At 71.4% G+C, this 21,907-nt stretch carries 20 protein-coding genes and 2 pseudogenes; 6 read left to right on the plus strand and 16 right to left on the minus strand.

Annotation, left to right across the window (positions count from 1 at the left end; all coding sequences use genetic code 11):
- Positions 1-182 precede the first annotated feature (182 nt).
- Positions 183-1,766 (minus strand): MDR family MFS transporter, encoded by a 1,584-nt coding sequence (locus ACFVYK_RS22340; RefSeq protein ID WP_389776675.1) that lies wholly within the window; start codon positions 1,764-1,766, stop codon positions 183-185.
- A gap of 168 nt (positions 1,767-1,934) precedes the next feature.
- On the opposite strand from ACFVYK_RS22340, the gene ACFVYK_RS22345 reads away from it, so the two are divergent.
- Positions 1,935-2,522: a TetR/AcrR family transcriptional regulator gene (locus ACFVYK_RS22345; RefSeq protein WP_389776677.1), complete on the plus strand. Its 588-nt coding sequence runs from the start codon at positions 1,935-1,937 to the stop codon at positions 2,520-2,522.
- Between the two features lie 89 nt (positions 2,523-2,611).
- Here the strand turns inward: ACFVYK_RS22345 and ACFVYK_RS22350 are convergent, their stop codons facing one another.
- Complete coding sequence (locus ACFVYK_RS22350) at positions 2,612-3,193, minus strand: M23 family metallopeptidase (RefSeq protein ID WP_389776679.1); 582 nt, start codon at positions 3,191-3,193, stop codon at positions 2,612-2,614.
- A 515-nt stretch (positions 3,194-3,708) separates the two neighbouring features.
- Here ACFVYK_RS22350 and ACFVYK_RS22355 point away from each other — a divergent pair.
- Positions 3,709-4,392, plus strand: a complete 684-nt coding sequence (locus ACFVYK_RS22355) for an HAD family acid phosphatase (RefSeq protein ID WP_389776682.1) — start codon at positions 3,709-3,711, stop codon at positions 4,390-4,392.
- Between the two features lie 75 nt (positions 4,393-4,467).
- Here ACFVYK_RS22355 and ACFVYK_RS22360 read toward each other — a convergent pair whose 3' ends face one another.
- On the minus strand, positions 4,468-6,996 hold the full coding sequence (locus ACFVYK_RS22360; protein ID WP_389776685.1) for an ATP-dependent Clp protease ATP-binding subunit: 2,529 nt from the start codon (positions 6,994-6,996) through the stop codon (positions 4,468-4,470).
- A 430-nt stretch (positions 6,997-7,426) separates the two neighbouring features.
- On the opposite strand from ACFVYK_RS22360, the gene ACFVYK_RS22365 reads away from it, so the two are divergent.
- Positions 7,427-8,131, plus strand: coding sequence for an SCO3374 family protein (locus ACFVYK_RS22365; protein WP_389776687.1), 705 nt, complete (start codon positions 7,427-7,429; stop codon positions 8,129-8,131).
- Here ACFVYK_RS22365 and ACFVYK_RS22370 read toward each other — a convergent pair.
- The 10 genes from ACFVYK_RS22370 to ACFVYK_RS22415 form a co-directional block, all read right to left on the minus strand.
- Positions 8,110-8,445, minus strand: a complete 336-nt coding sequence (locus ACFVYK_RS22370) for an Lsr2 family protein (RefSeq protein WP_389776690.1) — start codon at positions 8,443-8,445, stop codon at positions 8,110-8,112. The genes ACFVYK_RS22365 and ACFVYK_RS22370 overlap by 22 nt on opposite strands.
- A gap of 224 nt (positions 8,446-8,669) precedes the next feature.
- On the minus strand, positions 8,670-9,218 hold the full coding sequence (locus tag ACFVYK_RS22375; protein ID WP_256907243.1) for an amino-acid N-acetyltransferase: 549 nt from the start codon (positions 9,216-9,218) through the stop codon (positions 8,670-8,672).
- A 9-nt stretch (positions 9,219-9,227) separates the two neighbouring features.
- A complete protein-coding gene (locus ACFVYK_RS22380; protein ID WP_389776693.1) occupies positions 9,228-9,698 on the minus strand; it encodes a BlaI/MecI/CopY family transcriptional regulator in 471 nt (156 codons plus the stop codon).
- 170 nt (positions 9,699-9,868) lie between these two features.
- Entirely contained in the window at positions 9,869-10,048 is a 180-nt protein-coding gene (locus ACFVYK_RS22385) for a hypothetical protein (RefSeq protein ID WP_389776695.1), read from the minus strand.
- 53 nt (positions 10,049-10,101) lie between these two features.
- Positions 10,102-10,803, minus strand: coding sequence for a hypothetical protein (locus ACFVYK_RS22390; protein ID WP_389776791.1), 702 nt, complete (start codon positions 10,801-10,803; stop codon positions 10,102-10,104).
- Positions 10,804-11,090: 287 nt separating this feature from the next.
- A complete protein-coding gene (locus ACFVYK_RS22395; RefSeq protein WP_389776698.1) occupies positions 11,091-11,888 on the minus strand; it encodes a type III pantothenate kinase in 798 nt (265 codons plus the stop codon).
- Between the two features lie 16 nt (positions 11,889-11,904).
- The gene (gene nadC / locus ACFVYK_RS22400; protein ID WP_389776700.1) at positions 11,905-12,906 is read right to left on the minus strand and encodes a carboxylating nicotinate-nucleotide diphosphorylase; all 1,002 of its coding nucleotides are present in this window, start codon (positions 12,904-12,906) and stop codon (positions 11,905-11,907) included.
- A 5-nt stretch (positions 12,907-12,911) separates the two neighbouring features.
- Positions 12,912-14,627: an L-aspartate oxidase gene (locus ACFVYK_RS22405; protein ID WP_389776703.1), complete on the minus strand. Its 1,716-nt coding sequence runs from the start codon at positions 14,625-14,627 to the stop codon at positions 12,912-12,914.
- Complete coding sequence (gene panC, locus ACFVYK_RS22410; protein WP_389776705.1) at positions 14,624-15,616, minus strand: pantoate--beta-alanine ligase; 993 nt, start codon at positions 15,614-15,616, stop codon at positions 14,624-14,626. The genes ACFVYK_RS22405 and panC overlap by 4 nt, the downstream gene beginning before the upstream one ends.
- The gene (locus ACFVYK_RS22415; RefSeq protein WP_389776708.1) at positions 15,613-16,623 is read right to left on the minus strand and encodes a Rossmann-like and DUF2520 domain-containing protein; all 1,011 of its coding nucleotides are present in this window, start codon (positions 16,621-16,623) and stop codon (positions 15,613-15,615) included. The genes panC and ACFVYK_RS22415 overlap by 4 nt, the downstream gene beginning before the upstream one ends.
- A gap of 233 nt (positions 16,624-16,856) precedes the next feature.
- Here ACFVYK_RS22415 and ACFVYK_RS22420 point away from each other — a divergent pair, with 233 nt between their 5' ends.
- The gene (locus ACFVYK_RS22420) at positions 16,857-18,056 is read left to right on the plus strand and encodes a threonine aldolase family protein (protein ID WP_389776710.1); all 1,200 of its coding nucleotides are present in this window, start codon (positions 16,857-16,859) and stop codon (positions 18,054-18,056) included.
- Positions 18,057-18,110: 54 nt separating this feature from the next.
- A pseudogene (locus tag ACFVYK_RS22425) lies at positions 18,111-18,206 on the plus strand (DUF5937 family protein); the annotation flags it as partial.
- A gap of 66 nt (positions 18,207-18,272) precedes the next feature.
- On the opposite strand, the gene ACFVYK_RS22430 reads toward ACFVYK_RS22425, so the two are convergent.
- The 3 genes from ACFVYK_RS22430 to ACFVYK_RS22440 all read right to left on the minus strand — a co-directional run bounded on the left by ACFVYK_RS22430 (position 18,273) and on the right by ACFVYK_RS22440 (position 20,949).
- Entirely contained in the window at positions 18,273-18,905 is a 633-nt protein-coding gene (locus ACFVYK_RS22430) for an AAA family ATPase (protein ID WP_389776712.1), read from the minus strand.
- A 50-nt stretch (positions 18,906-18,955) separates the two neighbouring features.
- On the minus strand, positions 18,956-19,624 hold the full coding sequence (locus ACFVYK_RS22435) for a response regulator (protein ID WP_389776715.1): 669 nt from the start codon (positions 19,622-19,624) through the stop codon (positions 18,956-18,958).
- A gap of 122 nt (positions 19,625-19,746) precedes the next feature.
- The gene (locus ACFVYK_RS22440; RefSeq protein WP_389776717.1) at positions 19,747-20,949 is read right to left on the minus strand and encodes a sensor histidine kinase; all 1,203 of its coding nucleotides are present in this window, start codon (positions 20,947-20,949) and stop codon (positions 19,747-19,749) included.
- Positions 20,950-21,132: 183 nt separating this feature from the next.
- Here ACFVYK_RS22440 and ACFVYK_RS22445 point away from each other — a divergent pair.
- Positions 21,133-21,888: pseudogene (locus ACFVYK_RS22445) on the plus strand (SAM-dependent methyltransferase); the annotation flags it as partial.
- Positions 21,889-21,907: the final 19 nt, after the last annotated feature.

Genomic DNA, 21,907 nt, shown 5'->3' on the forward strand with positions numbered 1-21,907 from the left:
TCCAGCAGCTGATCGCCACGCTCGACGCGGCGACGAAGGACCTGCTGGCCCAGCTGCCCGCGGCGCCGGCGGCGGCCCCCGTGCCCTCGCCCCGCCCTCGCCGGCGGGTTCTGTCGGCGAGGGCGCGGCATGAGGAAGGCCCCCGGGGCGGACACCGCCGGAGGCCTTCGTTCAGTGCGAGGTCAGACTGCCTCGACCATGGGCGGCGGCACCGCGGCCGTGCCCTCGGTCGTCTCGTCCGCCTTCTGCGGTCCCGCCCCCTTCAGCGGAACCTCCTTCACGAACACCGCCGCCACCAGCGCGGCGATCGCCACGACAGCGCCCAGCAGGAACGCCGTGTGGGTGCCGGCCGACACCGCGTGCTGGTAGGCCTCCCGGGCGGCCACGGGCAGCTTGGCCAGGCTGGCCGCGTCCAGCTGCGCGGATCGCTCGGTGATCTTCGAGCCCAGCGCGCCGGCTTGCTCGGACATCACGTCCTGGACGCGGTTGTTGAACAGCGCGCCCATGATCGCGACGCCGAAGGAGGAGCCGAGGGTGCGGAAGAGAGTGGTGGACGAGGACGCGACGCCCATGTCCTTCATCTCGACGCTGTTCTGCGCGACCAGCATCGTGATCTGCATCAGGCAGCCCATGCCGAGACCGACCACGGCCATGAAAACGCCGGAGGTGAGGCGGCTGGTCCCGGTGTCCATCGTCGACAGCAGGTACAGGCCGATCACCATCAGGACGCTGCCGACCACGGGGAAGACCTTGTACTTGCCGCTGTTCGTGGTCACCCGCCCGGCCACCATCGAGGTGACGAGCATCGCGCCGAGCATCGGCAGGAGCAGCAGCCCGGAGTTGGTCGCGGACGCGCCCTGCACCGACTGCTGGTACAGCGGCAGGAAGAGGGTGGCGCCGAACATCACGAAGCCGGTGATGAAGCCGATGAGCGACATGAGGGTGAAGTTGCGGCTGCGGAAGATGTGCAGCGGCACGACCGGCTCCGCGGCCCTGGTCTGCCAGAACACGAACCCGATGAGCGAGGCGACGCCGATGGCGATGAGCTCCATGATCCGAGCGGACGTCCAGGCGTACTCCGAACCGCCCCAGGTGGTGACGAGGACGATGGAGGTGATGCCGAGCGTCAGCAGACCGGCGCCGAGGTAGTCGATACGCGATTGCGAGCGCTTCTTCGGCAGGTGCAGGACGACGCTGATCGCGGTGAGGGCCACCACACCGAGCGGCAGGTTGATGTAGAAGGACCAGCGCCAGCCCCAGTTGTCGGTGATGGTGCCGCCGACCAGCGGACCGCCGATCATCGCGAGCGCCATGACGCCGGCCATCATGCCCTGGTACTTGCCGCGTTCCCGCGGCGGGATCAGGTCACCGATGATGGCCATGACGCCGACCATCAGACCGCCCGCGCCGAGGCCCTGGATCGCGCGGAACCCGATGAGCTCGCCCATGTTCTGGGCCATGCCGCTCAGCGCGGAGCCGATCAGGAAGATCACGATCGACGTCATGAAGGCGCCCTTGCGCCCGTACATGTCGCCGATCTTGCCCCAGAGCGGGGTCGAGGCGGCGGTCGCCAGGGTGTAGCCGGTCACCACCCACGACAGGTGCTCCAGGCCCCCGAGCTCGCCGACGATCGTCGGCATCGCCGTGCCCACGATCATGTTGTCGAGCATCGCGAGCATCATGGTGATCATGAGCGCGAGCAGGACGACCCGCACGCTCCTGGGCTGTTTCTCCGGCTCGGTCTCTGGTGTCTTCGTGTCCGCCATCGTTCCCACTCCCCTGGGTCCCACCCCGGCCGGCTACTTACTTGCCGCCCGGCTAGTTCAGTACACTGGGGAAGGTAGACCCGTCACTAGCCGGGCGTCAAGTAAGTTAGTGGTGTCGCACTAGCCGGACGGCAAGTAAGTTTTCGCGGGAGCCCTAGGAGCACGAGGATGGACCGCACCATGGACGGCACCAAGCAGCAGCGTCGCGGCAACACCCGCCAGCGCATCCAGGACGTGGCCCTCGAACTCTTCGCCGAGCAGGGCTACGAGAAGACCTCCCTCCGCGAGATCGCGGAACGGCTGGAGGTCACGAAGGCCGCCCTGTACTACCACTTCAAGAGCAAGGAAGAGATCATCGTCGGCATCTTCACGGATCTGACGAAACCGATCGAAGACCTGATCGAGTGGGGCAAGGGGCAGCCGCACACCCTGGAGACGAAGCACGAGCTCGTACGGCGCTACAGCAAGGCCCTCTCCGAGGCCGCCCCGCTCTTCCGCTTCATGCAGGAGAACCAGGCGACGGTGCGGGAACTGCAGATCGGCGACTCGTTCAAGGACCGCATGCGCGGCCTGCGCGACATCATCATGGACCCGGAAGCCCCCCTCACCGACCAGGTTCGCTGTGTGAGCGCCATCTTCACGCTGCACGCCGGGATGTTCTTCCTCAACGACCTCGAAGGCGACCCCGAGGACAAGCGGGCAGCTGTCCTGGAGGTCGCCGTCGATCTGGTGACGCAGGCGCATCACGGCCGCTGACCGCACACCCGCGCGGCGGGGTGCTCCCACCCCGCGTCACGGTCGGCCGATCGCCCAGCCGCGGCGCCACACCCGCGGTCGCGCAGGCGTCAGACCTTCACGCCCTTGGCGTGCAGGAAGGTGACCGGGTTGATCGCCGAACCGTAGTTGGGGGTCGTGCGGATCTCGAAGTGCAGGTGCGGACCGCTGGAGTTGCCGGTGTTGCCGGACAGCGCGATCTTCTGGCCGGTCTTCACGACCTGGCCGACCTTCACCTCGATGCGCGAGAGGTGGGCGTACTGCGAGTACACGCCGTTGGCGTGCTTGATCACTATGGCGTTGCCGTAGGCCGGGCCGTCGCCGGCGCCGTCGCCGCCGGCCTTGACCACGGTGCCGCCGTGCGCGGCCATCACCTTGGTGCCGCTCGGCACGGCGAAGTCCTGGCCGCTGTGGGTGGACTGCCACATCTTGCCGGCCTGGGCGAACCCGGCGGACAGCGTGTACTTCTTCACCGGGTCGATCCAGGAAGCGGCGGAGACGGCCGTCTTGGCGGCCGGCGCGGCGGCGGGCGCGGCGGCGGACGCCACTCCGGTCCCCAGCACGACCGAGGCGCCGACGGCGGCAGCCCCGACGGCCACGCGGGTGCGGAGCAGGGACGTACGGGAAGAACGGAACGTGACGCGCTGGAACATCGAAGACCTCATGGGGACGGGGACAGAGGAAACCACCCGGCGGGAACCCCCGCCGAAGTGGCCATCCCTTGGTAACCCCGAGGCCCACGCACGCCCAAACGTGTGATCTACGACTTAAGCTAGTACGTCACCGCAAAACTCCACACTTCTTGACAGATCCCCCGTTCCGGACACTTTCGACACCGGCCACTCCGGAGGCCGTACGACCGCCCCGGACTTCGGCGAAGCTGTCCCTTTTGCCCCATTTCCGCTAGGACTATTCCGCCTAGTAGCGCCCGAATAGCCTGTGCGGCATGTCACCGGCCGCCCGCCCCGAGGGACTTGGGAATGTGACGGCGACTACTCCCTTGCCCCGCACGGCACTTGTGACACCTGTCACGTCCGATGCACGGGTCTGTGACCGGCCTCTCATGCGCCTCTACCGTCCAGTAACCCGCTGGTTCCCCTCAGGCCATCCCCAACGATCAGCATGCTCACGACACCGGCAGCGCAAGGACGCGAGAGGACCCCCACCCATGACCAGAGGCACCTGGACGCGCCGCACAGCCATGACCGCCGTGGCGACGGCAGCCGTCACGGCGCTGGCCGTCCCGGTCGGCGCCCAGGCCGCGACGGCCGCCGGCACCTCCGCCGCGGCCGCCACCTCGGCCACCACCTCGGCCACCGTCTCCACCGCGGTCACCGCCTCCGCGGCGGCCGCGGAAGACGTCGACTACGCCACCTGGCAGAAGGACTGCCAGGCCGTGATGAACCAGGCACTGCCGGCCCTGAAGCAGCGCATCGCCGCCGCCAGGCCGGGCGAGAAGCAGGCGATCGTCTTCGACGTCGACAACACCACCCTGGAGACCGACTTCGGCTTCAGCTACCCGCAGCCGGCCAACAAGCCCGTCCTGGACGTCGCCAAGTACGCCCAGGACCACGGCGTCTCCCTGTTCTTCGTCACCGCCCGCCCGGGCATCATCTCCGGGGTGACCGACTACAACCTCAAGAACGTCGGCTACAAGGTCTCCGGGCTCTATGTGCGCGGCTTCCTCGACCTCTTCAAGGACGTCGCCGCCTACAAGACCGCGCAGCGCGTCACCATCGAGTCCAAGGGCTACACGATCATCGCGAACGTCGGCAACAGCGCCACCGACCTCTCGGGCGGCCACGCCGAGACGACGTACAAGCTGCCGGACTACGACGGCCAGCTCTCGTAGAAGCACGGAAGCGCATGCGAAAGGGGCCGGTGCTGTACAGCACCGGCCCCTTTCGTGGGCTCGACCTCTGGGAGGTCAGGCCTCCTTGCTCAGGTTCGGTCCGGCTCCGCCGGCCGCCTGCTCGATCGGCGGGACGTCGGGCAGCGCCGACTTCTCCTCGCCGCGGAAGGTGAACGTCTTGGCGTCACCCTCGCCCTCGGTGTCCACGACCACGATGTGACCGGGGCGCAGCTCGCCGAAGAGGATCTTCTCCGAGAGCGTGTCCTCGATCTCGCGCTGGATGGTGCGACGCAGCGGACGCGCACCCAGCACCGGGTCGTAACCCTTCTTGGACAGGAGCTCCTTGGCGGACGAGGAGAGCTCGATGCCCATGTCCCGGTCCTTCAGGCGCTCGTCCACCTTGCCGACCATCAGGTCGACGATCCGCAGGATGTCCGCCTGGGTCAGCTGCGGGAAGACGACCACGTCGTCGACGCGGTTGAGGAACTCGGGGCGGAAGTGCTGCTTGAGCTCGTCCGACACCTTGTTCTTCATGCGCTCGTAGTTGGTCTTCGAGTCGCCCGAGGCCGCGAAGCCCAGGTTGAAGCCCTTGGAGATGTCCCGGGTGCCGAGGTTGGTCGTCATGATGATGACCGTGTTCTTGAAGTCCACGACCCGGCCCTGGGAGTCGGTCAGCCGACCGTCCTCCAGGATCTGCAGCAGCGAGTTGAAGATGTCCGGGTGGGCCTTCTCGACCTCGTCGAAGAGGACGACGGAGAACGGCTTGCGGCGGACCTTCTCGGTCAGCTGGCCGCCCTCTTCGTAACCCACGTATCCGGGCGGGGAACCGAAGAGACGCGACACCGTGTGCTTCTCGCTGAACTCCGACATGTCGAGGGAGATCAGTGCGTCCTCGTCACCGAAGAGGAACTCGGCCAGGGCCTTGCTCAGCTCGGTCTTACCGACACCGGACGGGCCGGCGAAGATGAACGAACCACCGGGACGCTTCGGGTCCTTCAGGCCGGCACGCGTACGGCGGATCGCCTTCGAGAGCGCCTTGACGGCGTCCGTCTGGCCGATGACCCGCTTGTGGAGCTCGTCCTCCATGCGCAGCAGGCGGCTCGACTCCTCCTCGGTCAGCTTGAAGACCGGGATGCCGGTGGCGGTCGCGAGGACCTCGGCGATCAGCTCGCCGTCGACCTCGGCGACGACGTCCATGTCGCCGGCCTTCCACTCCTTCTCCCGCTTGGCCTTCGCGGCGAGGAGCTGCTTCTCCTTGTCACGCAGAGAGGCGGCCTTCTCGAAGTCCTGCGAGTCGATCGCGGACTCCTTGTCGCGGCGCACGCCGGCGATCTTCTCGTCGAACTCGCGCAGGTCCGGCGGAGCGGTCATCCGGCGGATGCGCATCCGGGAACCGGCCTCGTCGATCAGGTCGATCGCCTTGTCCGGCAGGAAGCGGTCCGAGATGTACCGGTCGGCCAGGGTCGCGGCCTGGACCAGCGCCTCGTCCGTGATGGAGACACGGTGGTGCGCCTCGTACCGGTCACGCAGACCCTTGAGGATCTCGATCGTGTGCGGCAGCGACGGCTCCGCGACCTGGATGGGCTGGAAGCGGCGCTCGAGGGCCGCGTCCTTCTCCAGGTGCTTGCGGTACTCGTCCAGCGTGGTGGCGCCGATGGTCTGCAGCTCACCGCGGGCCAGCATCGGCTTGAGGATGGAGGCCGCGTCGATGGCGCCCTCGGCGGCGCCCGCACCGACCAGCGTGTGCAGCTCGTCGATGAACAGGATGATGTCGCCGCGGGTGCGGATCTCCTTGAGGACCTTCTTCAGGCGCTCCTCGAAGTCACCGCGGTAGCGGGAGCCGGCGACCAGGGCGCCGAGGTCCAGGGTGTAGAGGTGCTTGTCCTTGAGGGTCTCGGGCACCTCGCCCTTGACGATGGCCTGGGCGAGACCCTCGACGACGGCGGTCTTGCCGACGCCGGGCTCACCGATCAGGACCGGGTTGTTCTTGGTGCGGCGGGACAGCACCTGCATGACCCGCTCGATCTCCTTCTCGCGCCCGATGACCGGGTCGAGCTTGGACTCACGAGCGGCCTGGGTGAGGTTCCGGCCGAACTGGTCGAGGACCAGGGACGTCGAGGGCGTGCCCTCGGCAGGCCCGCCACTGGCGCCGGCGGTCTCCTTGCCCTGGTAGCCGGAGAGCAGCTGGATGACCTGCTGCCGCACCCGGTTGAGATCTGCGCCCAGCTTGACCAGGACCTGGGCGGCGACGCCCTCGCCCTCACGGATCAGGCCGAGCAGGATGTGCTCCGTGCCGATGTAGTTGTGGCCCAGCTGAAGCGCCTCGCGGAGCGACAGCTCCAGGACCTTCTTGGCACGGGGGGTGAAGGGGATGTGCCCGGACGGGGCCTGCTGACCCTGCCCGATGATCTCCTCCACCTGCTGGCGGACCGCCTCGAGCGAAATCCCGAGGCTCTCAAGGGCCTTGGCGGCGACACCCTCACCCTCGTGGATCAGGCCCAGGAGGATGTGCTCGGTGCCGATGTAGTTGTGGTTGAGCATCCGGGCTTCTTCCTGAGCCAGGACGACAACCCGCCGCGCGCGGTCGGTGAACCTCTCGAACATCGTTAATCGCTCCTCAGAGCGGTCAGGCAGTGGGGGGAACTTCCCCTCCCTGTCCTTCCGCAGCTTAGTCCCGCAAGCGGGGACCGCTCATTCCAACTGCCGACACCGTCGATGGCCTCCTGACCCCGAACGCCGACATCTGCTCCAACCCGATGGTGCGAGACGATGTTCCCGCAGGCCAGGCAGATACCCCAGTCGCCAGTACGCCGATGGCGAACGCGAGACGCCCTTTCCTGCGTGTCGCCCCCTCCCACTAGGGATGTCTTACCCGCCAGGACTGACACTCCATGCCGGGTGCCCCCGTTCCCTCCGCTACGGGCGAACAACCTTGCGCCTCCCGGCACCCGCACCCGCCTCCCCTGTCGAAACACTGTGCAGTCACGGAAACACCCAGCGTAACTCGCGGGGCTTTTCGGCGGTTGCACTTGGCATGGTTGGCCCAGTCCCGCCGGCTGCCCGCTCGGACGCCGCTGCGATCACCACGGTTCCCCTCCCCCGACGACCGCCGAACCCGGACGATCCGGCTCGCCCGGCCGGTCCGACCCGCTCGGCCGGTTCGGCCGGTCAGGACGATCGGGACGATCGCGTCCGGGGCTGGTACGAGAACGAACTGGGCTGGGCGACCGTGCCCGGGTCTCCGGTACGACTTTCGGTGGGCGAGCGCTTCGACGTCCTGGACGTCCCGGCCGAGGCGGGCTTCGCGGGGCTGCGCCGCCTGGCGCCGGGCTCGCCGGTGGCCGTGGGGGGCGGCCGGATGCTGCTGCTGGTGGCCGCGGGCGGCGCGGAGGAGGTGCCGGGGATCCTGCAGTGGCTGGAATGGGGAGCGCTGGCGCTGGACCTGACGGCGATCGGCGCGGGCGGGAGCGTCGAGGCTCCCCTGCCTCCCGCTCGCCTGCCGGGCCGTGACCCGGTCCGCCCGCCGGAACCGTGCCGCCCGGGGCCGGTGCAGGGGGCCGCCGTCTGGCTGCGGCCCCCCGTGGCAGGGTGCGAGGTCGCGGCCTCGCTGCCGACGATGTCGGCGTCGGGGGGCGTTGGCGGCGCCCCCGATCTCGTACGGCTGGTGGACACGCTGGCGACGCACTGTCACCGTGTCCGACTGCGGCGCGCGAGCGCTCAGCCGTTGGCCTTCTCGTAGGCCTCGCGAATGGTCGCCGGAACTCGGCCGCGGTCATTGACCTCGAAACCGTTCTCCTTCGCCCACGCGCGGATCTGAGCGGTGTCCTGGCTGCCGCCGGAAGCGGCGCGCGTCTTTCCACGCCCGCCGGAAGCGCGTCCGCCGGTGCGACGGCCGCCCTTCACGTAGGGCTCGAGAAGTCCGCGCAGCTTGTCGGCATTGGTGGTCGTGAGATCGATCTCGTAGGTCTTGCCGTCCAGCGCGAACGTCACGGTCTCGTCCGCCTCGCCGCCGTCGAGGTCGTCGACAAGAAGGACCTGAACCTTCTGTGCCACCGGATTTCCTTTCATCGAAAACGTGAGGGCCGGGGGTCCGCGGCGTCCGCCGTTTAGCCGCACCCTGTTATATCCAGTACTGCACTACGTCGGAAAGCAAACCGCTTTTGCTGGGAAAACACAAACCCCCGGCAGAGACCCGCAGCCCGCCCCCGGCCCGGAAACGTGCGCGTTTCGGACATAGGGAACCCGGGCATGGCGGTCCGCCGGAATGGGCGGGACGATCACAGATGCAGAAGCATCCGGCTGTTGCCCAAGGTGTTCGGTTTCACTCGTTCGAGTCCGAGGAACTCCGCGACGCCCTCGTCATAGGAACGCAGCAGCTCCGCGTAGACATCGGTGTCGACCGGCGTCTCACCGATCTCCACGAAGCCGTGCTTGCCGAAGAAGTCCACTTCGAAGGTCAGGCAGAAAACACGGCGAACGCCGAGCCAACGTGCGGTGTGGAGCAACTTCTCCAACAACTGGTGACCGACGCCGGCGCCCTTGAGCCCGGGCTTCACCGCGAGAGTGCGCACTTCGGCCAGGTCTTCCCACATGACGTGCAGGGCGCCGCAGCCGACCACCTCGGCGTTGTCGTCGCGTTCGGCGACCCAGAACTCCTGGATGTCCTCGTAAAGCGTCACCGTTGCTTTGTCGAGCAGGATGCCGCCGCGGACGTAGGCGTCAAGGAGACGGCGCACGGCGGCGACATCGCCGGTCCGGGCCCGCCGGACGGTGATGGCTTTAGCGGTGACTTCGAGGTTCTCGGCCGAGGGACTCTCTGCTGACATGTGCGGACGCTATCGCCCGCCGCCCTCCGCCGCCGAGGCGGGGTTCTCGCCGGGGCCGCCCGTGTTCGCCCCGCTCGCCGCACTCCCGGGGCTCTCGGCGGTTGCGGCAGTCGCGGGTTCGGCGGGGGCCGCCCGGGTTCCGGCTTCGGCGGTTTCCGGCCCTTGGACGATGCGCACGGCAACGCGCAGTGCGTCGCGTTGTTCGTCGCTCATCATCCCGAAGAAGGCGACGAGAGCGGCGGCGGGGTTGTCGCTCTGCGACCAGGCGTCGTTCATCAGGGCGGCGGCGTAGGCAGCGCGGGTGGAGACCGCCTCATATCGATAGGCCCGGCCTTCCGCTTCGCGACGCACCCAGCCCTTCTGATGGAGATTGTCCAAAACGGTCATCACCGTGGTGTAGGCGATGGACCGTTCCTGCCGAAGGTCTTCCAGGACTTCTCGAACGGTGACCGGGCGGTTCCACTTCCACACCCGCGTCATGACCGCGTCTTCGAGTTCTCCCAATGGGCGAGGCACAACTCAGAACAATAGTGGGAGATCACGTCAATCGCGTGCCGGACGTGCACCTTCATCGCCAAACGGAACAAAAAGGGCGTGCGGCTCCGAAAGGAGACGCACGCCCTGGAAGGCCGCGCAAGCGAGGTGGGTCGTCAGGCGTCCGGGCCGACGGAGGGCTGCCGGGCGCCTTCCGCGCGCGCGAGCGCCGCGTCGACGGCCGCGTCCTCCTTGGCCTTGTTGGCCCCGCCCTGGGTCTTCACGATCACCCTGATCAGGCCGACGAAGAACACGGCCATGACGACGGGAGGCACGAGCGCGGAGACGTAGTCCATGGATTCAGGGTAGCCAGACGGCGGCCGGATCTTTGGGCGGGGGGCGTTCCGCGTCAGCCGACGGCCAGCCGCTGCCGTTGCGGGTCGGCGGGCGGCGGGGCGGGCTTGCGCCGCGGGAAGACCTCGCCGGGCGTGGGGACGGGCCGGCGGCCCGGTTCGGGAGCGGGCTTGACGGGGACGGGTCCCGGCGCGGGTGCGGGCGAGGCGGGCTTCTCTGCGGGTTCCTTCTGGGGCGGGCGCCCCGGACCCTCGCCCGGCTCCTCGGCGGCGACCATGGCGAGGCAGGCGCGGCCCGCGCCGGAAAGGCCCCCGGGAAGGGCCTGGAGGCGCTTACGGGACGCCGGGACGGTGGGCACGGCCGGTTGTTCCGCCCGGCGGGCCGCACGGCGCGCCAGACGGGCGCGTACGTCCTGCTCGGCGAGAACCTGGCAGCGGTCCAGGAGGGCGGCGGCCGTCGGGTTGCCCCGCAGTGCGCGCAGCGCGGCGAGATCGTCCGGTTCGGGCCGGTAGCCGGTGGCCAGCACCTCGCCGAGGAGCGTGAGGTAGCCGGCGGCGGTGCCGGGGAGGGCGGCGCGGTACCGGCCGAGGTCGGCCACCAGGAAGGCCCGCAGCCGGGCGGCCTCGCCCATCGCCTCGTCGAGGGACTCGGCGAGGCGATGGCAGTCCTGGACGTCCTCGGCGGAGACGGGGCCGGGGTGGAGGGCGATGGCGAGGGCGCGGCGGAGCACACGCAGCTCCTCCGCGCCGAACGCCAGGCCGCCACGGGATCCGTATGGCGTGGGCATGGGGCGACGGTACGCGCTAATCAGACAAATTCGACATAGCGGTCGGTCGCGGCGCGCCCGGATCCGCCCTGGTGGCCCACCGCTCACCCCCCGATGGCCCACCGTCGGCTCACCCCGGCCCGCTCACCCCGGCCCGGACGCGGACCCGGACCCGGGCCCGGACCCGCTGTCCGCCTCCGGCACCCGCCCGGTTGCCCGCCGGCCCGCGCCCGCCGACGCGCGCGGCCTACGGCGACCGGTCCGGGAGGCGGCCGGGGTCACATGCGCGAGACGTTGCGTTCGTAGACCAGGCGCAGGCCGATCAGCGTCAGCCAGGGCTCGTGCTCGTCGATGACCGAGGACTCGCCGAGCACCATCGGGGCCAGCCCGCCCGTCGCGATCACCGTGACCTCGTCCGGGTCGTCCGCCAGCTCGCGGGCCATCCGGGTCACCACGCCGTCGACCTGGCCGGCGAACCCGTAGACGATCCCGGACTGCATGGCCTCGACCGTGTTCTTGCCGATCACGCTCCGGGGCCGGGCCACCTCGATCTTGCGCAGCTGTGCCGCTTTGACGCCCAGGGCCTCGACGGAGATCTCGATACCGGGGGCGATGACGCCGCCGACGTACTCCCCGCGCGCGCTGACCGCGTCGAACGTGGTGGCCGTGCCGAAGTCGACGACGATCGCCGGGCCGCCGTAGAGCTCGTTCGCCGCGACGGCGTTGATGATGCGGTCGGCGCCGACCTCCTTGGGGTTGTCGAACAGGATCGGCACGCCCGTCTTCACGCCGGGTTCGACGAGCACCGCGGGCACGTCGCCGTAGTACCGGCGCGTCACCTCGCGCAGCTCGTGCAGCACGGAGGGCACGGTCGCGCAGATCGCGATCCCGTCGATGCCGTCGCCCAGTTCCTCCCCGAGCAGCGGATGCGTGCCCATCAGGCCCTGGAGCAGCACGGCGAGTTCGTCCGCGGTGCGGCGGGAGTCGGTGGAGATGCGCCAGTGCTCGACGATGTCCTCGCCGTCGAACAGCCCGAGCACGGTGTGCGTGTTGCCCACGTCGATCGTCAGCAGCATGGCCGGTTCCCGTTCCCTACTCAGCCGCTCGCAGATCCAGACCGATGTCCAGGATCGGCGAGGAGTGCGTCAGGGCCCCGACGGCGAGGAAGTCCACACCGGTGTCGGCGTACGCCTTGGCGTTGTCCAGGGTCAGCCGGCCGGACGCCTCCAGCAGCGCCCGCCCGCCGACGATGCCCACGGCCTCCGAGCACTCGCCGGGGGTGAAGTTGTCCAGCAGGATCAGGTCGGCGCCGGCGTCGATCACCTCGCGCAGCTGGTGCAGCGTGTCGACCTCCACCTCGATCGGCACGTCCGGGAAGGCCTCCCGGACGGCCTCGAAGGCCTGCGCGACGCCGCCCGCGGCGACCACGTGGTTGTCCTTGACCAGCGCCGCGTCGGACAGCGACATCCGGTGGTTGACGCCTCCGCCGCAGCGGACGGCGAACTTCTCCAGCGAGCGCAGGCCCGGCGTCGTCTTGCGGGTGTCGCGCACCCGCGCCCCGGTGCCCTCCAGGACGTCCGCCCACGCGCGGGTCGCGGTGGCGATCCCGGACAGCCGGCACAGCAGGTTGAGCGCGCTGCGCTCGGCGGTGAGCAGGTCGCGCGTGCGGGTGGTGACCGACAGCAGGGGCTGTCCGGCCTCCACGCGGTCGCCGTCCTCCACGTGCCGCTCGACCTCGAACTCGTCCGTGCAGACGACCGAGACGACCGCCTCGGCGATCCTGAGGCCCGCCACCACGCCCGCCTCGCGTGCGGTGAAGTCGGCGGTGGCGACCGCCTCCTCGGGGATGGTCGCGACGGTCGTCACGTCGACGCCGTGGGCCAGGTCCTCCCCGATCGCGACGTTGGCGATGTCCTCCACCTCGACCGGGTCGAGCCCGGCGTCGGTCAGGAGCTGGGCGAGCGCGGGATCGAGCCCGCACTCCAGGTATTCGGCGTGTTCCTCGTCGGTGAATTCGGTGTCCGCGGCGGCGCCGCAGGCACAACCGGCGCCGCAGCCGCCGCTCTGGGCGAGGGGAAGGTCGGGGGTGCTCACGTCTGTCACTGCTCCTGGTGGTGCTGCCGGGTCGGGGGGAAGTCTGCGGTATCGGTCGTGTGCACGGCGAGCGTGCGGTCCGGATTCAGTCGCACGACGATGTGACGGCGCCAGTTCGCGTCGTCGCGGTCGGCGTGGTCCTCGCGCCAGTGGCAGCCGCGGGTCTCCTCGCGCTGCCGGGCGGCGGCGACCAGGACGCGCGCGACGCACAGGAGGTTGGTCGCCTCCCAGGTGTCGACACCGGGCTCGGCCGTCTTGCCGTTCTCGTCGAGGGCGTCGCGGGCCTCGGCGTGCAGCCGCTGCAGCTGGTCGGCCGCCTTCTCCAGGGACACGGCCGAGCGCAGGACGCCCGCGCCGTCGGTCATCACCCGCTGGATGGAGAACCGGGCCTCGGGGGCGAGCAGCGGGTGCGCCGGCTTCTCGGGGTGCTCGACGGGCGCGGGCACCCGCGCGTGGAGCGCCTCGCCCACCCGGCTCGCGGCGATGTCGGCCACGATGCGTTCGGCGTAGACGAGGCCCTCCAGGAGCGAGTTCGACGCGAGCCGGTTCGCGCCGTGCACACCGGTGCAGGCGACCTCCCCACACGCGTAGAGACCCGGCACGGTCGTGCGGCCGTGGGAGTCGGTGCGCACGCCTCCGGAGGCGTAGTGGGCGGCCGGCGCGACCGGGACGGGCTCGGTGACCGGGTCGATGCCGTGGGCGCGGCAGGCGGCGAGGATCGTCGGGAAGCGGTGCTCCCACATGGCGGCGCCGAAGTGCCGCGCGTCGAGGAACATGTGCTCGACGTCCTGCTCCTGCATGCGCCGCATGATGCCCTTGGCGACGATGTCCCGGGGCGCGAGTTCGGCGAGCTCGTGCTGTCCGACCATGAAGCGCACGCCGTCCGCGTCGACCAGGTGGGCGCCCTCGCCGCGCACGGCCTCCGAGACGAGGGGCTGCTGGCCCTCCGCGTCCGCGCCGAGGAACAGCACGGTCGGGTGGAACTGGACGAACTCCAGGTCGGAGACCTCCGCGCCCGCGCGCAGGGCGAGTGCCACGCCGTCGCCGGTGGACACGGACGGGTTGGTGGTGGCGGAGAACACCTGCCCCATGCCGCCCGTCGCGAGGACGACCGCGGGGGCGTGCACGGCCCCCACGCCGTCGTGCTGGCCCTCGCCCATGACGTGCAGGGTCACGCCGGCGGTGCGGCCGTCGGCGTCCGTGAGGAGGTCCAGGACGAGCGCGTTCTCGATGGTGCGCATGCCCCGCGCGCGGACCGCCTCGACGAGCGCGCGGGAGATCTCCGCGCCGGTCGCGTCGCCGCCCGCGTGGGCGATACGGCGACGGTGGTGGCCCCCTTCGCGGGTGAGCTCCAGGCCGCCTTCCTCGGACTCGTCGAAGTGCGCGCCGGTCGCGATGAGCCGGCGTACGGCGTCCGGGCCCTCGGTGACCAGGATCCGCACGGCGTCCTCGTCGCACAGGCCCGCGCCCGCCACCAGCGTGTCGTCCAAGTGCTGTTCGGGCGTGTCGCCCTCGCCCAGGGCCGCGGCTATGCCGCCCTGCGCCCAGCGCGTGGAGCCGTCGTCGAGGCGGGCCTTGGTGACGACGACCGTCCTCAGGCCGGCGGCCTCGCAGCGCAGGGCCGCGGTCAGACCGGCCACGCCGGAGCCGACGACCACGACGTCCGCGTCGATGTTCCACCCGGGCGCGGGCGCGTGCAGTCGTATGCCTGTGCTGGTCACGAGGCGGCTCCGAAGGTGAGGGGGAGGTTGTCGATCAGCCGGGTCGTGCCGACCCGTGCGGCGACGGCGAGGACGGCCTCGCCGGTGAAGTCGTCCTCGATCTCGGTGAAGTCGGTCGGGTCGACGAGCGCGAGGTAGTCGAGCCGCAGCGGCGGGACGAGGCGGACCGCCTCGTCGAGGACCGCGCGGGCGGCGGCGCGGACCGCTGCGGCGTCGCCGGGGGCGGCCTTGGCGACGGCGTGCGCGTCGGCGGCCGCGCGGGACTCCCCGAGGGCGCTGAGCGCCTCGGCGCGCGCGTGGGTGGCGGGCACCTCTCGCGCGCGGGCCCGGAGCGCCTCCTGCGCGGCGTGCCGGTCGCGGCCGGCGAACAGCGCCCGGGAGAGCGCCAGCGCCGTGCGCCGCTCCTCGGCGGACAGATAGCGGTTACGGCTCGACAGCGCCAGCCCGTCCTCCTCCCGCACGGTCGGCACGGCGACGATCCGCACGCCGAAGTTCAGGTCCCGCACCATGCGGCGGATCAGGGCCAGCTGCTGGGCGTCCTTCTGGCCGAACAGCGCCACGTCGGGCCGGGTGAGGTGCAGCAGCTTCGCGACGACGGTGAGCATGCCGTCGAAGTGCCCCGGGCGGGAGCTCCCTTCCAGGCGCTCGCCCATCGGGCCCGCGGTGATGCGGACCTGGGGCTCCCCGCCGGGGTAGACCTCGTCCACGGACGGGGCGAACACGACGTCCGCGCCCGCCTGCTCGGCGATCTCGAGGTCGGCGTCGAGGGTGCGCGGATAGCGGTCGAGGTCCTCGCCCTGGCCGAACTGCAGCGGATTGACGAAGACCGTGACGACGACTTCGCCGTCCGGCCCGGCGAGCTCGCGGGCGGTGCGCACGAGGGTGGCGTGCCCCTCGTGGAGGGCGCCCATCGTCATCACGACCGTCCGGCGGCCGCCACGCGCGCGTGCGTGCAGTTCGTCGGCGGTGCGCAGCAGGGCGGTGGTCATCCGGCGTCTCCTTCGGTGCCGTCCGTGCCGTCCGGGCTGTCCGGGCTGTCCGGGCCGTCTGTGCTGTCCGGGCCGGGTGGACCCGGTACGCCGGGGACGCCGTGGGCTCCGTCGGCGAGGACCCCGAGGAGGTCCTCGGCCAGTTCGGGCTTGAGCAGTCCATGGGCGAGCGCCCGGTCGGCGGTGGCGCGGGCCATCGCCAGATAGCCGGCGACGGCCTGCGGGGCGTGCTCGCGCAGCTGCGCGACGTGCGCGGCGACGGTGCCGGCGTCCCCGCGCGCGACGGGGCCGGTGAGGGCGCCGTCTCCGGAGCGCAGGGCGTTGTCCAGTGCGGCGCCGAGGAGCGGGCCGAGCATCCGGTCGGGGGCCTCGACGCCGGCCACGCGCAGCAGCTCCATGGACTGGGCGACCAGCGTGACCAGGTGGTTGGCGCCCAGGGCGAGGGCCGCGTGGTAGAGCGGGCGGCTCTCCTCGGCGATCCACTCCGGCTCGCCGCCCATCTCGATCACCAGCGCCTCCGCGGCCAGCCGCAGCTCCTCGGGGGCGGTGACGCCGAAGGAGCAGCCGGCCAGCCGCTGGACGTCGACGGAGGTGCCCGTGAACGTCATGGCCGGGTGCAGGGCCAGCGGCAGCGCGCCCGCGCGCCGGGCGGGGTCGAGGACCTTGGCGCCATAGCGCCCGGAGGTGTGCACGAGGAGCTGACCGGGCCGTACGGCCCCGGTGTCGGCGAGGCCCTCCACGAGCCCGGGCAGGGCGTCGTCGGGGACGGTGAGCAGCACCAGGTCGGCCCGCCGCAGGACTTCGGCGGGCGGCACCAGGGGCACGTCGGGCAGCAACAGCGCGGCCCGCCGCCGGGAGGTGTCGGAGACGCCCGAGACGGCGACCGGACGGTGCCCGGCGAGCTGGAGCGACGCGGCCAGGGCGGGCCCGACCCGGCCGGCGCCGACGACGCCGACGGCGAGCCGCGCGGGGCGATCCCTGGGGTCTGGCTGTTGGGGTGTACTCACTCGACGGCGGCCTTCCGTTCCAGTCCGCTCCGGGTACCGGACGATTTCTCGTCATGTTAACGCGATCTGTTCCGACGGGGCCCGGTTGTCCACAGGCTGTGGGTTTTCCCACCCGTTCCCGCCGTCCTCCGTGCCCTCCGTTCCCACCCGCTTGCGCGACAGGGCCCGGAGCGGTGCGGGGTACCGGCGAATGCGCGTGCCCTCACGCGCCGCCGCACGGCATCATCCGGGGCATGACGCACACGGCGGAGCACAGCGAGGAACAGTCGGCGCAGCAGCGTCGGCGGGAACGGCGGGCGCTGGCCCACCGGCAGGCGGAGCGCGTGCTGTCGCGCGCGGGGTTCCAGGGCACGCTGCGGGAACGGCTCGCCCTGCTGCAGGAGGCCGCGCCCGAGGTGCACGACCTGGACGAACCCGGGGACGTCTACGGGGACGGGGTCGTGGAGGCCCTGGAGAAACGGGTCGCCGCGCTGCTGGGGACGGAGGCCGCCGCGTTCTTCCCGACCGGCACGATGGCCCAGCAGGTCGCCCTGCGCTGCTGGGCCGGCCGCACCGGCGACCCGACCGTCGCGGTGCACGCGCTGAGCCACCCCGAGGTGTGGGAGCGCGGCGCGTTCGGCGCCGTGAGCGGGCTGCGCACGGTCCGGGTGACGCGCGAGCCCCGGCTGCCCACGGCCGACGAGATACGCGGCTTCGACGAGCCCTTCGGTGCGCTGATGCTGGAACTGCCCCTCAGGGACGCCGGTTTCGTGCTGCCCTCCTGGGAGGAGCTGACCGAGGTCGTGGAGGCGGCGCGCGAGCGGGACGCGGTGGTGCACTTCGACGGCGCGCGCCTGTGGGAGACGACCCACCACTTCGGCCGCACCCTGCGGGAGATCGCGGACCTGGCGGACAGCGTCTACGTGTCGTTCTACAAGTCCCTGGACGGCTTCGGCGGCGCCGCGCTCGCCGGCCCGAGAACCCTGGTGGACGAGGCGAAGGCCTGGCGGCACCGCTACGGCGGGACCGTCTTCCAGCAGTTCCCCACCGCGCTGTCGGCCCTCGTCGGCCTGCAACGCGAGCTGCCCCGGCTGCCCGAGTACGTCACCCACGCGCGTGTGGTGGCAAAGGCCCTGCGCGAGGGCTTCGCCGGGACGGACGTGCCGTGGGCGCGCGTGCACCCCGGGGCCCCGCACACCCACCAGTTCCAGGTCTGGCTGCCGTACGAGGCGGACGTGCTCACCGAAGCGGCCGTGCTGCAGGCCGAGGAGACGAAGACGATGCTCTTCGCCGGCGCCTGGGACCGCGGCGGGCCGGGGCTGTCCTTCACCGAGGTCACCGTGCGCGCCGCCGGCCTGGCCTGGACGACGGCGGACGTGAAGGCGGCGGTCGCGGACTTCGCGGCCCGGGTGACCAGGATCCGGGCCGCCGGCCAGACCGGGGCGGCCGGGTGACGGCGGCCGTCCGTCACGAAGGGCGTTGTCCGTGGCGGGGTGCACCATGTGCGCATGAGTCTGAGCCTCGACATCGCGGGGCTGCGGCCGGAGAGGGTCGCCGCCGCGCCCTCGCCCCTGGCCGAGCTCGGCATGGCGCCGCACGCGCTGGAAGGGATACTCCGCTGAGGTTCGGCCGCCGGCTCGCGACGACGAAGGCGGTCACCCTGCGAGCCGTCAGTCGAACCGGATGTGCCGCAAGCCCACGCCGGCCTGTCGCAGCCGCGTCCGCAGCGCGCCCTCGGTGTTGGGGCTGAGCTTCAGCCCGGCCAGCACGGCGATGCGGTCGGCGATCCTCGGCACGGTCGTGTGGTCCGTCCACAGGTGCTCGGCGAACTCCGGCTCCCGCAGCCGCTCCAGGCAGTGGTCGAGCCGCCGGACGGCCCAGCTCTCCCGGCGCAGCCCGGCGTTCCTTCCCGCGACGAACCCGAGGAGGTGCCCGAGGCCGCGTTCCCGCAGCCGCTTCAGCACCGTCTCGCGTTCGGCGAGGAGCGTGAAGTGCCGTACGTCGTGGCCGAGCGCGCGCAGTCGGCCGACGGTCTCGTCGAAGTACCGAGGATCGGTGACGGTCATGGGGGCGATGACCACGCCGTCGTGCGCGCCGAGGGCCAGGTCCAGGACCTCGACGACGCCCTGCCGCCACGAGACGAGGTCCTGGAAGTCCCCGCGCAGCTCGGGCGGCAGCATCCGGCGCAGCCCGAAACCGGCGTGCTCGGGATCGCAGACGACGCTGCCGGGCAGTCGCCGTCGTATCTCGTGCGCGGTCTGTGTCTTGCCGCCCCCGAAGGGGCCGTTGATCCACAGGAGCATGCGCAGACCCTAGTGGCCGCCGGGCTCGCGGACGGCTCGTTCGCGCCGGTTCACCGGCCGCCCGCGCGGACGAGCCCCGTCTCATACGCGAGGACCACGACCTGGACCCGGTCGCGCAGCCCCAGCTTGGTCAGGATGCGGCCCACATGGGTCTTGACGGTGGCCTCGGACAGCACCAGGCGGGCCGCGATCTCCCCGTTGGACAGTCCCTGGGCGACCAGCAACATGACCTCGCGTTCCCGCTCCGTCAGCCGTTCCAGCTCCTTGTGCCGGGGCTCCTTGCCGGCGCTCGGCAGCATCGGCGCGAACCGGTCCAGCAGACGGCGGGTGGTGGACGGGGCGACCACCGCGTCGCCGCTGTGCACGGAGCGGATCGCGGTGAGGAGCTCGCCGGGCGGCACGTCCTTGAGCATGAATCCGGAGGCGCCCGCCTTCAGCCCGGAGAACGCGTACTCGTCCAGGTCGAAGGTGGTCAGGATCAAAACCTTCGGCGCGTCGGGCTCCGCGCAGATGCGCCGGGTGGCCTCCACGCCGTCCAGCTTCGGCATGCGGACGTCCATCAGCACGACGTCGACCGGCGTGGAGCGCACCACCTGCAGGGCCTCGACGCCGTCGCCCGCCTCGGCCACGACCTCCATGTCCGGCTGGGCGGCGAGCACCATCCGGAACCCGGTGCGCAACAGCACCTGGTCGTCGACGAGCATCACGCGGATCGTCATCGAGTCCTCTTCCGTTTCTTTCTGTTTCCGTCGAGTCGAGTGTCCGGCGGACGGTCAGGGCGGGCGTTCGGGGGGTGTGATGCAGGGGGCGTGACAGGTGTCAACAGGGGAGTGCGTCGGCGTCAATGCGCCGGTTTGAGCGGGAGCAGGGCGCTGATGCGGAATCCTCCGCCGGGTCGCGGGCCCGCGTCCAGGGTGCCGCCCACCATGCCGACCCGCTCGCGCATGCCGATCAGGCCGTGGCCCGCGCCGTCGGCGCCGCCCTCCTCGTACAGCTCGTGCGGGGCGCCCTTGCCGTCGTCCTCGACGAGCAGGCCGAGTCCGTCGTCGAAGTAGACCAGGCGCACGCTCGCGCCCGCGTTCGGTCCCCCGTGCTTGCGCGTGTTGGTCAGCGCCTCCTGCACGATGCGGTACGCCGTGAGCTCGACGCCGCTGGGCAGCGGCCGCGCGGTGCCCTCGACCTTGAAGTCCACCGGCAGACCCGAGCCGCGGCACTGCTCGACGAGGTCCTCGATCTGCTCGACGTCCGGCTGGGGCACGTACTCGCCGCTCTCCTGGTGCTCGCCGGTGCGCAGCACGCCCAGCAGGCGCCGCATCTCGGCCAGCGCCTGGCGGCCGGTCGAGGAGATCGTCTCCAGCGCCTTCTTCGCCTGGTCGGGCGCGGCGTCGAGGACGTAGGCCGCGCCGTCGGCCTGCACCACCATCACCGACACGTTGTGCGCGACGACGTCGTGCAGCTCGCGCGCGATCCGGGCGCGCTCGGCGGCGACCGCCACCTTCGACTGCGCCTCGCGTTCCTTCTCCAGGCGCGCCGCGCGCTCCTCCAGCTGGGCGAAGTAGGCGCGTCGGGTGCGCATGGAGTCGCCGAGCACCCAGGCCAGGGCGAACGGCACCGTCTGGAAGACGATGACCGCCACCTGGCCCGGCACGCTCGCGTTGTCGTGCGGCCAGCGCAGCTGCGCCAGGGTGGCCGCGCTCAGCGCCATGACGAGGCCGAGGCGCGAGGCCCAGCGGGCGCCGGTCGCCGCGACCGTGTAGACGATCACCAGCAGGGCGAAGTCGGCTGCCGTGACCCCGACGTTCAGCGCCAGCTGGGCCGTCCCCAGCACGGCGGCGAGCACGAGCATCTGTTCGGGCATGCGCCGGCGCAACGCGATGACCAGGCACAGCAGGAAGACGACCGGCACCAGCAGTGCCATGGAGTCCGTGCCGCCCCGGTCCTGCCCGGCGGTCCCGGCAGCGGCTGAGATCCCGAACAGGACGAGGGCCCAGAAGCCGTCGACCCTGGTGGGGTGTCTGCGGAGGAAGTCATAGAGGCGCTGCACGTAACCCAGCGTAGGGAAGCCCGATGCGTGCAGGGGTCAACCGGAGGACCGATCCGGCTGGGGCGGGCGTACTCCGCAAGGTGGATGCCGTGATCACCTGTACGCCTAGTCTGACCGGGTGGTGAACGACGGGCGGTGGACGAGATGACCGATGCGGGCCGGTGGCGCGGCTGGCGGGCGGCCATGCAGGACGCCCTGTACGGCCCCGAGGCGCCGACCGGAACGGATGCGGCGAACGATCGCCGGCCGGACCTCCATGCCGACCGCGGGGCGGCTGCGGCGAGCGGCGGCTTCTACCGGCGGCCCGAGGGACCGGCCGGGCACTTCCGTACGTCCGTGCACGCCTCGCCGCTCTTCGCCGAGGCCGTGGCCCGGCTGCTGTGCCGCGTCGACGAGGCGCTGGGCCGGCCCCCCGCGCTCGACTTCGTCGACATGGCCGCCGGCCGGGGCGAGTTGGCCACCGGGGTTCTGGCGGCGCTCCCCGCCGACGTGGCCGCCCGCACGCGCGCGTGCGCCGTCGAGATCGCCGACCGCCCCGAGGGCCTCGCTCAACGGATCGAGTGGCTGTCCGAGCCGCCTCGGGAGGTCACCGGGCTGCTCTTCGCCAACGAGTGGCTGGACAACGTCCCCCTCGACGTCGCCGAGGTCGACTCCGCGGGCGTGGCGCGACTGGTGCTCGTCCGGGACGACGGGGCGGAGCGGCTCGGGGAGCCGGTCTCCGGGGCGCAGGCGCAGTGGCTCGCGCGGTGGTGGCCGCTGCCCGGCGAGGAAGGGCTGCGGGCGGAGATCGGGCTCCCCCGGGACACGGCGTGGGCGTCCGCGGTGGCGTGCGTCGTGCGCGGGCTCGCGGTGTCCGTGGACTACGCGCACTCCGCCGACGCACGCCCCCTGTTCGGGACGCTCACCGGCTTCCGGGAGGGACGCGAGACGGCGCCCGTTCCGGACGGCTCCTGCGACA

This window comes from Streptomyces sp. NPDC058291, from assembly GCF_042880855.1.
Lineage (GTDB): Bacteria > Actinomycetota > Actinomycetes > Streptomycetales > Streptomycetaceae > Streptomyces.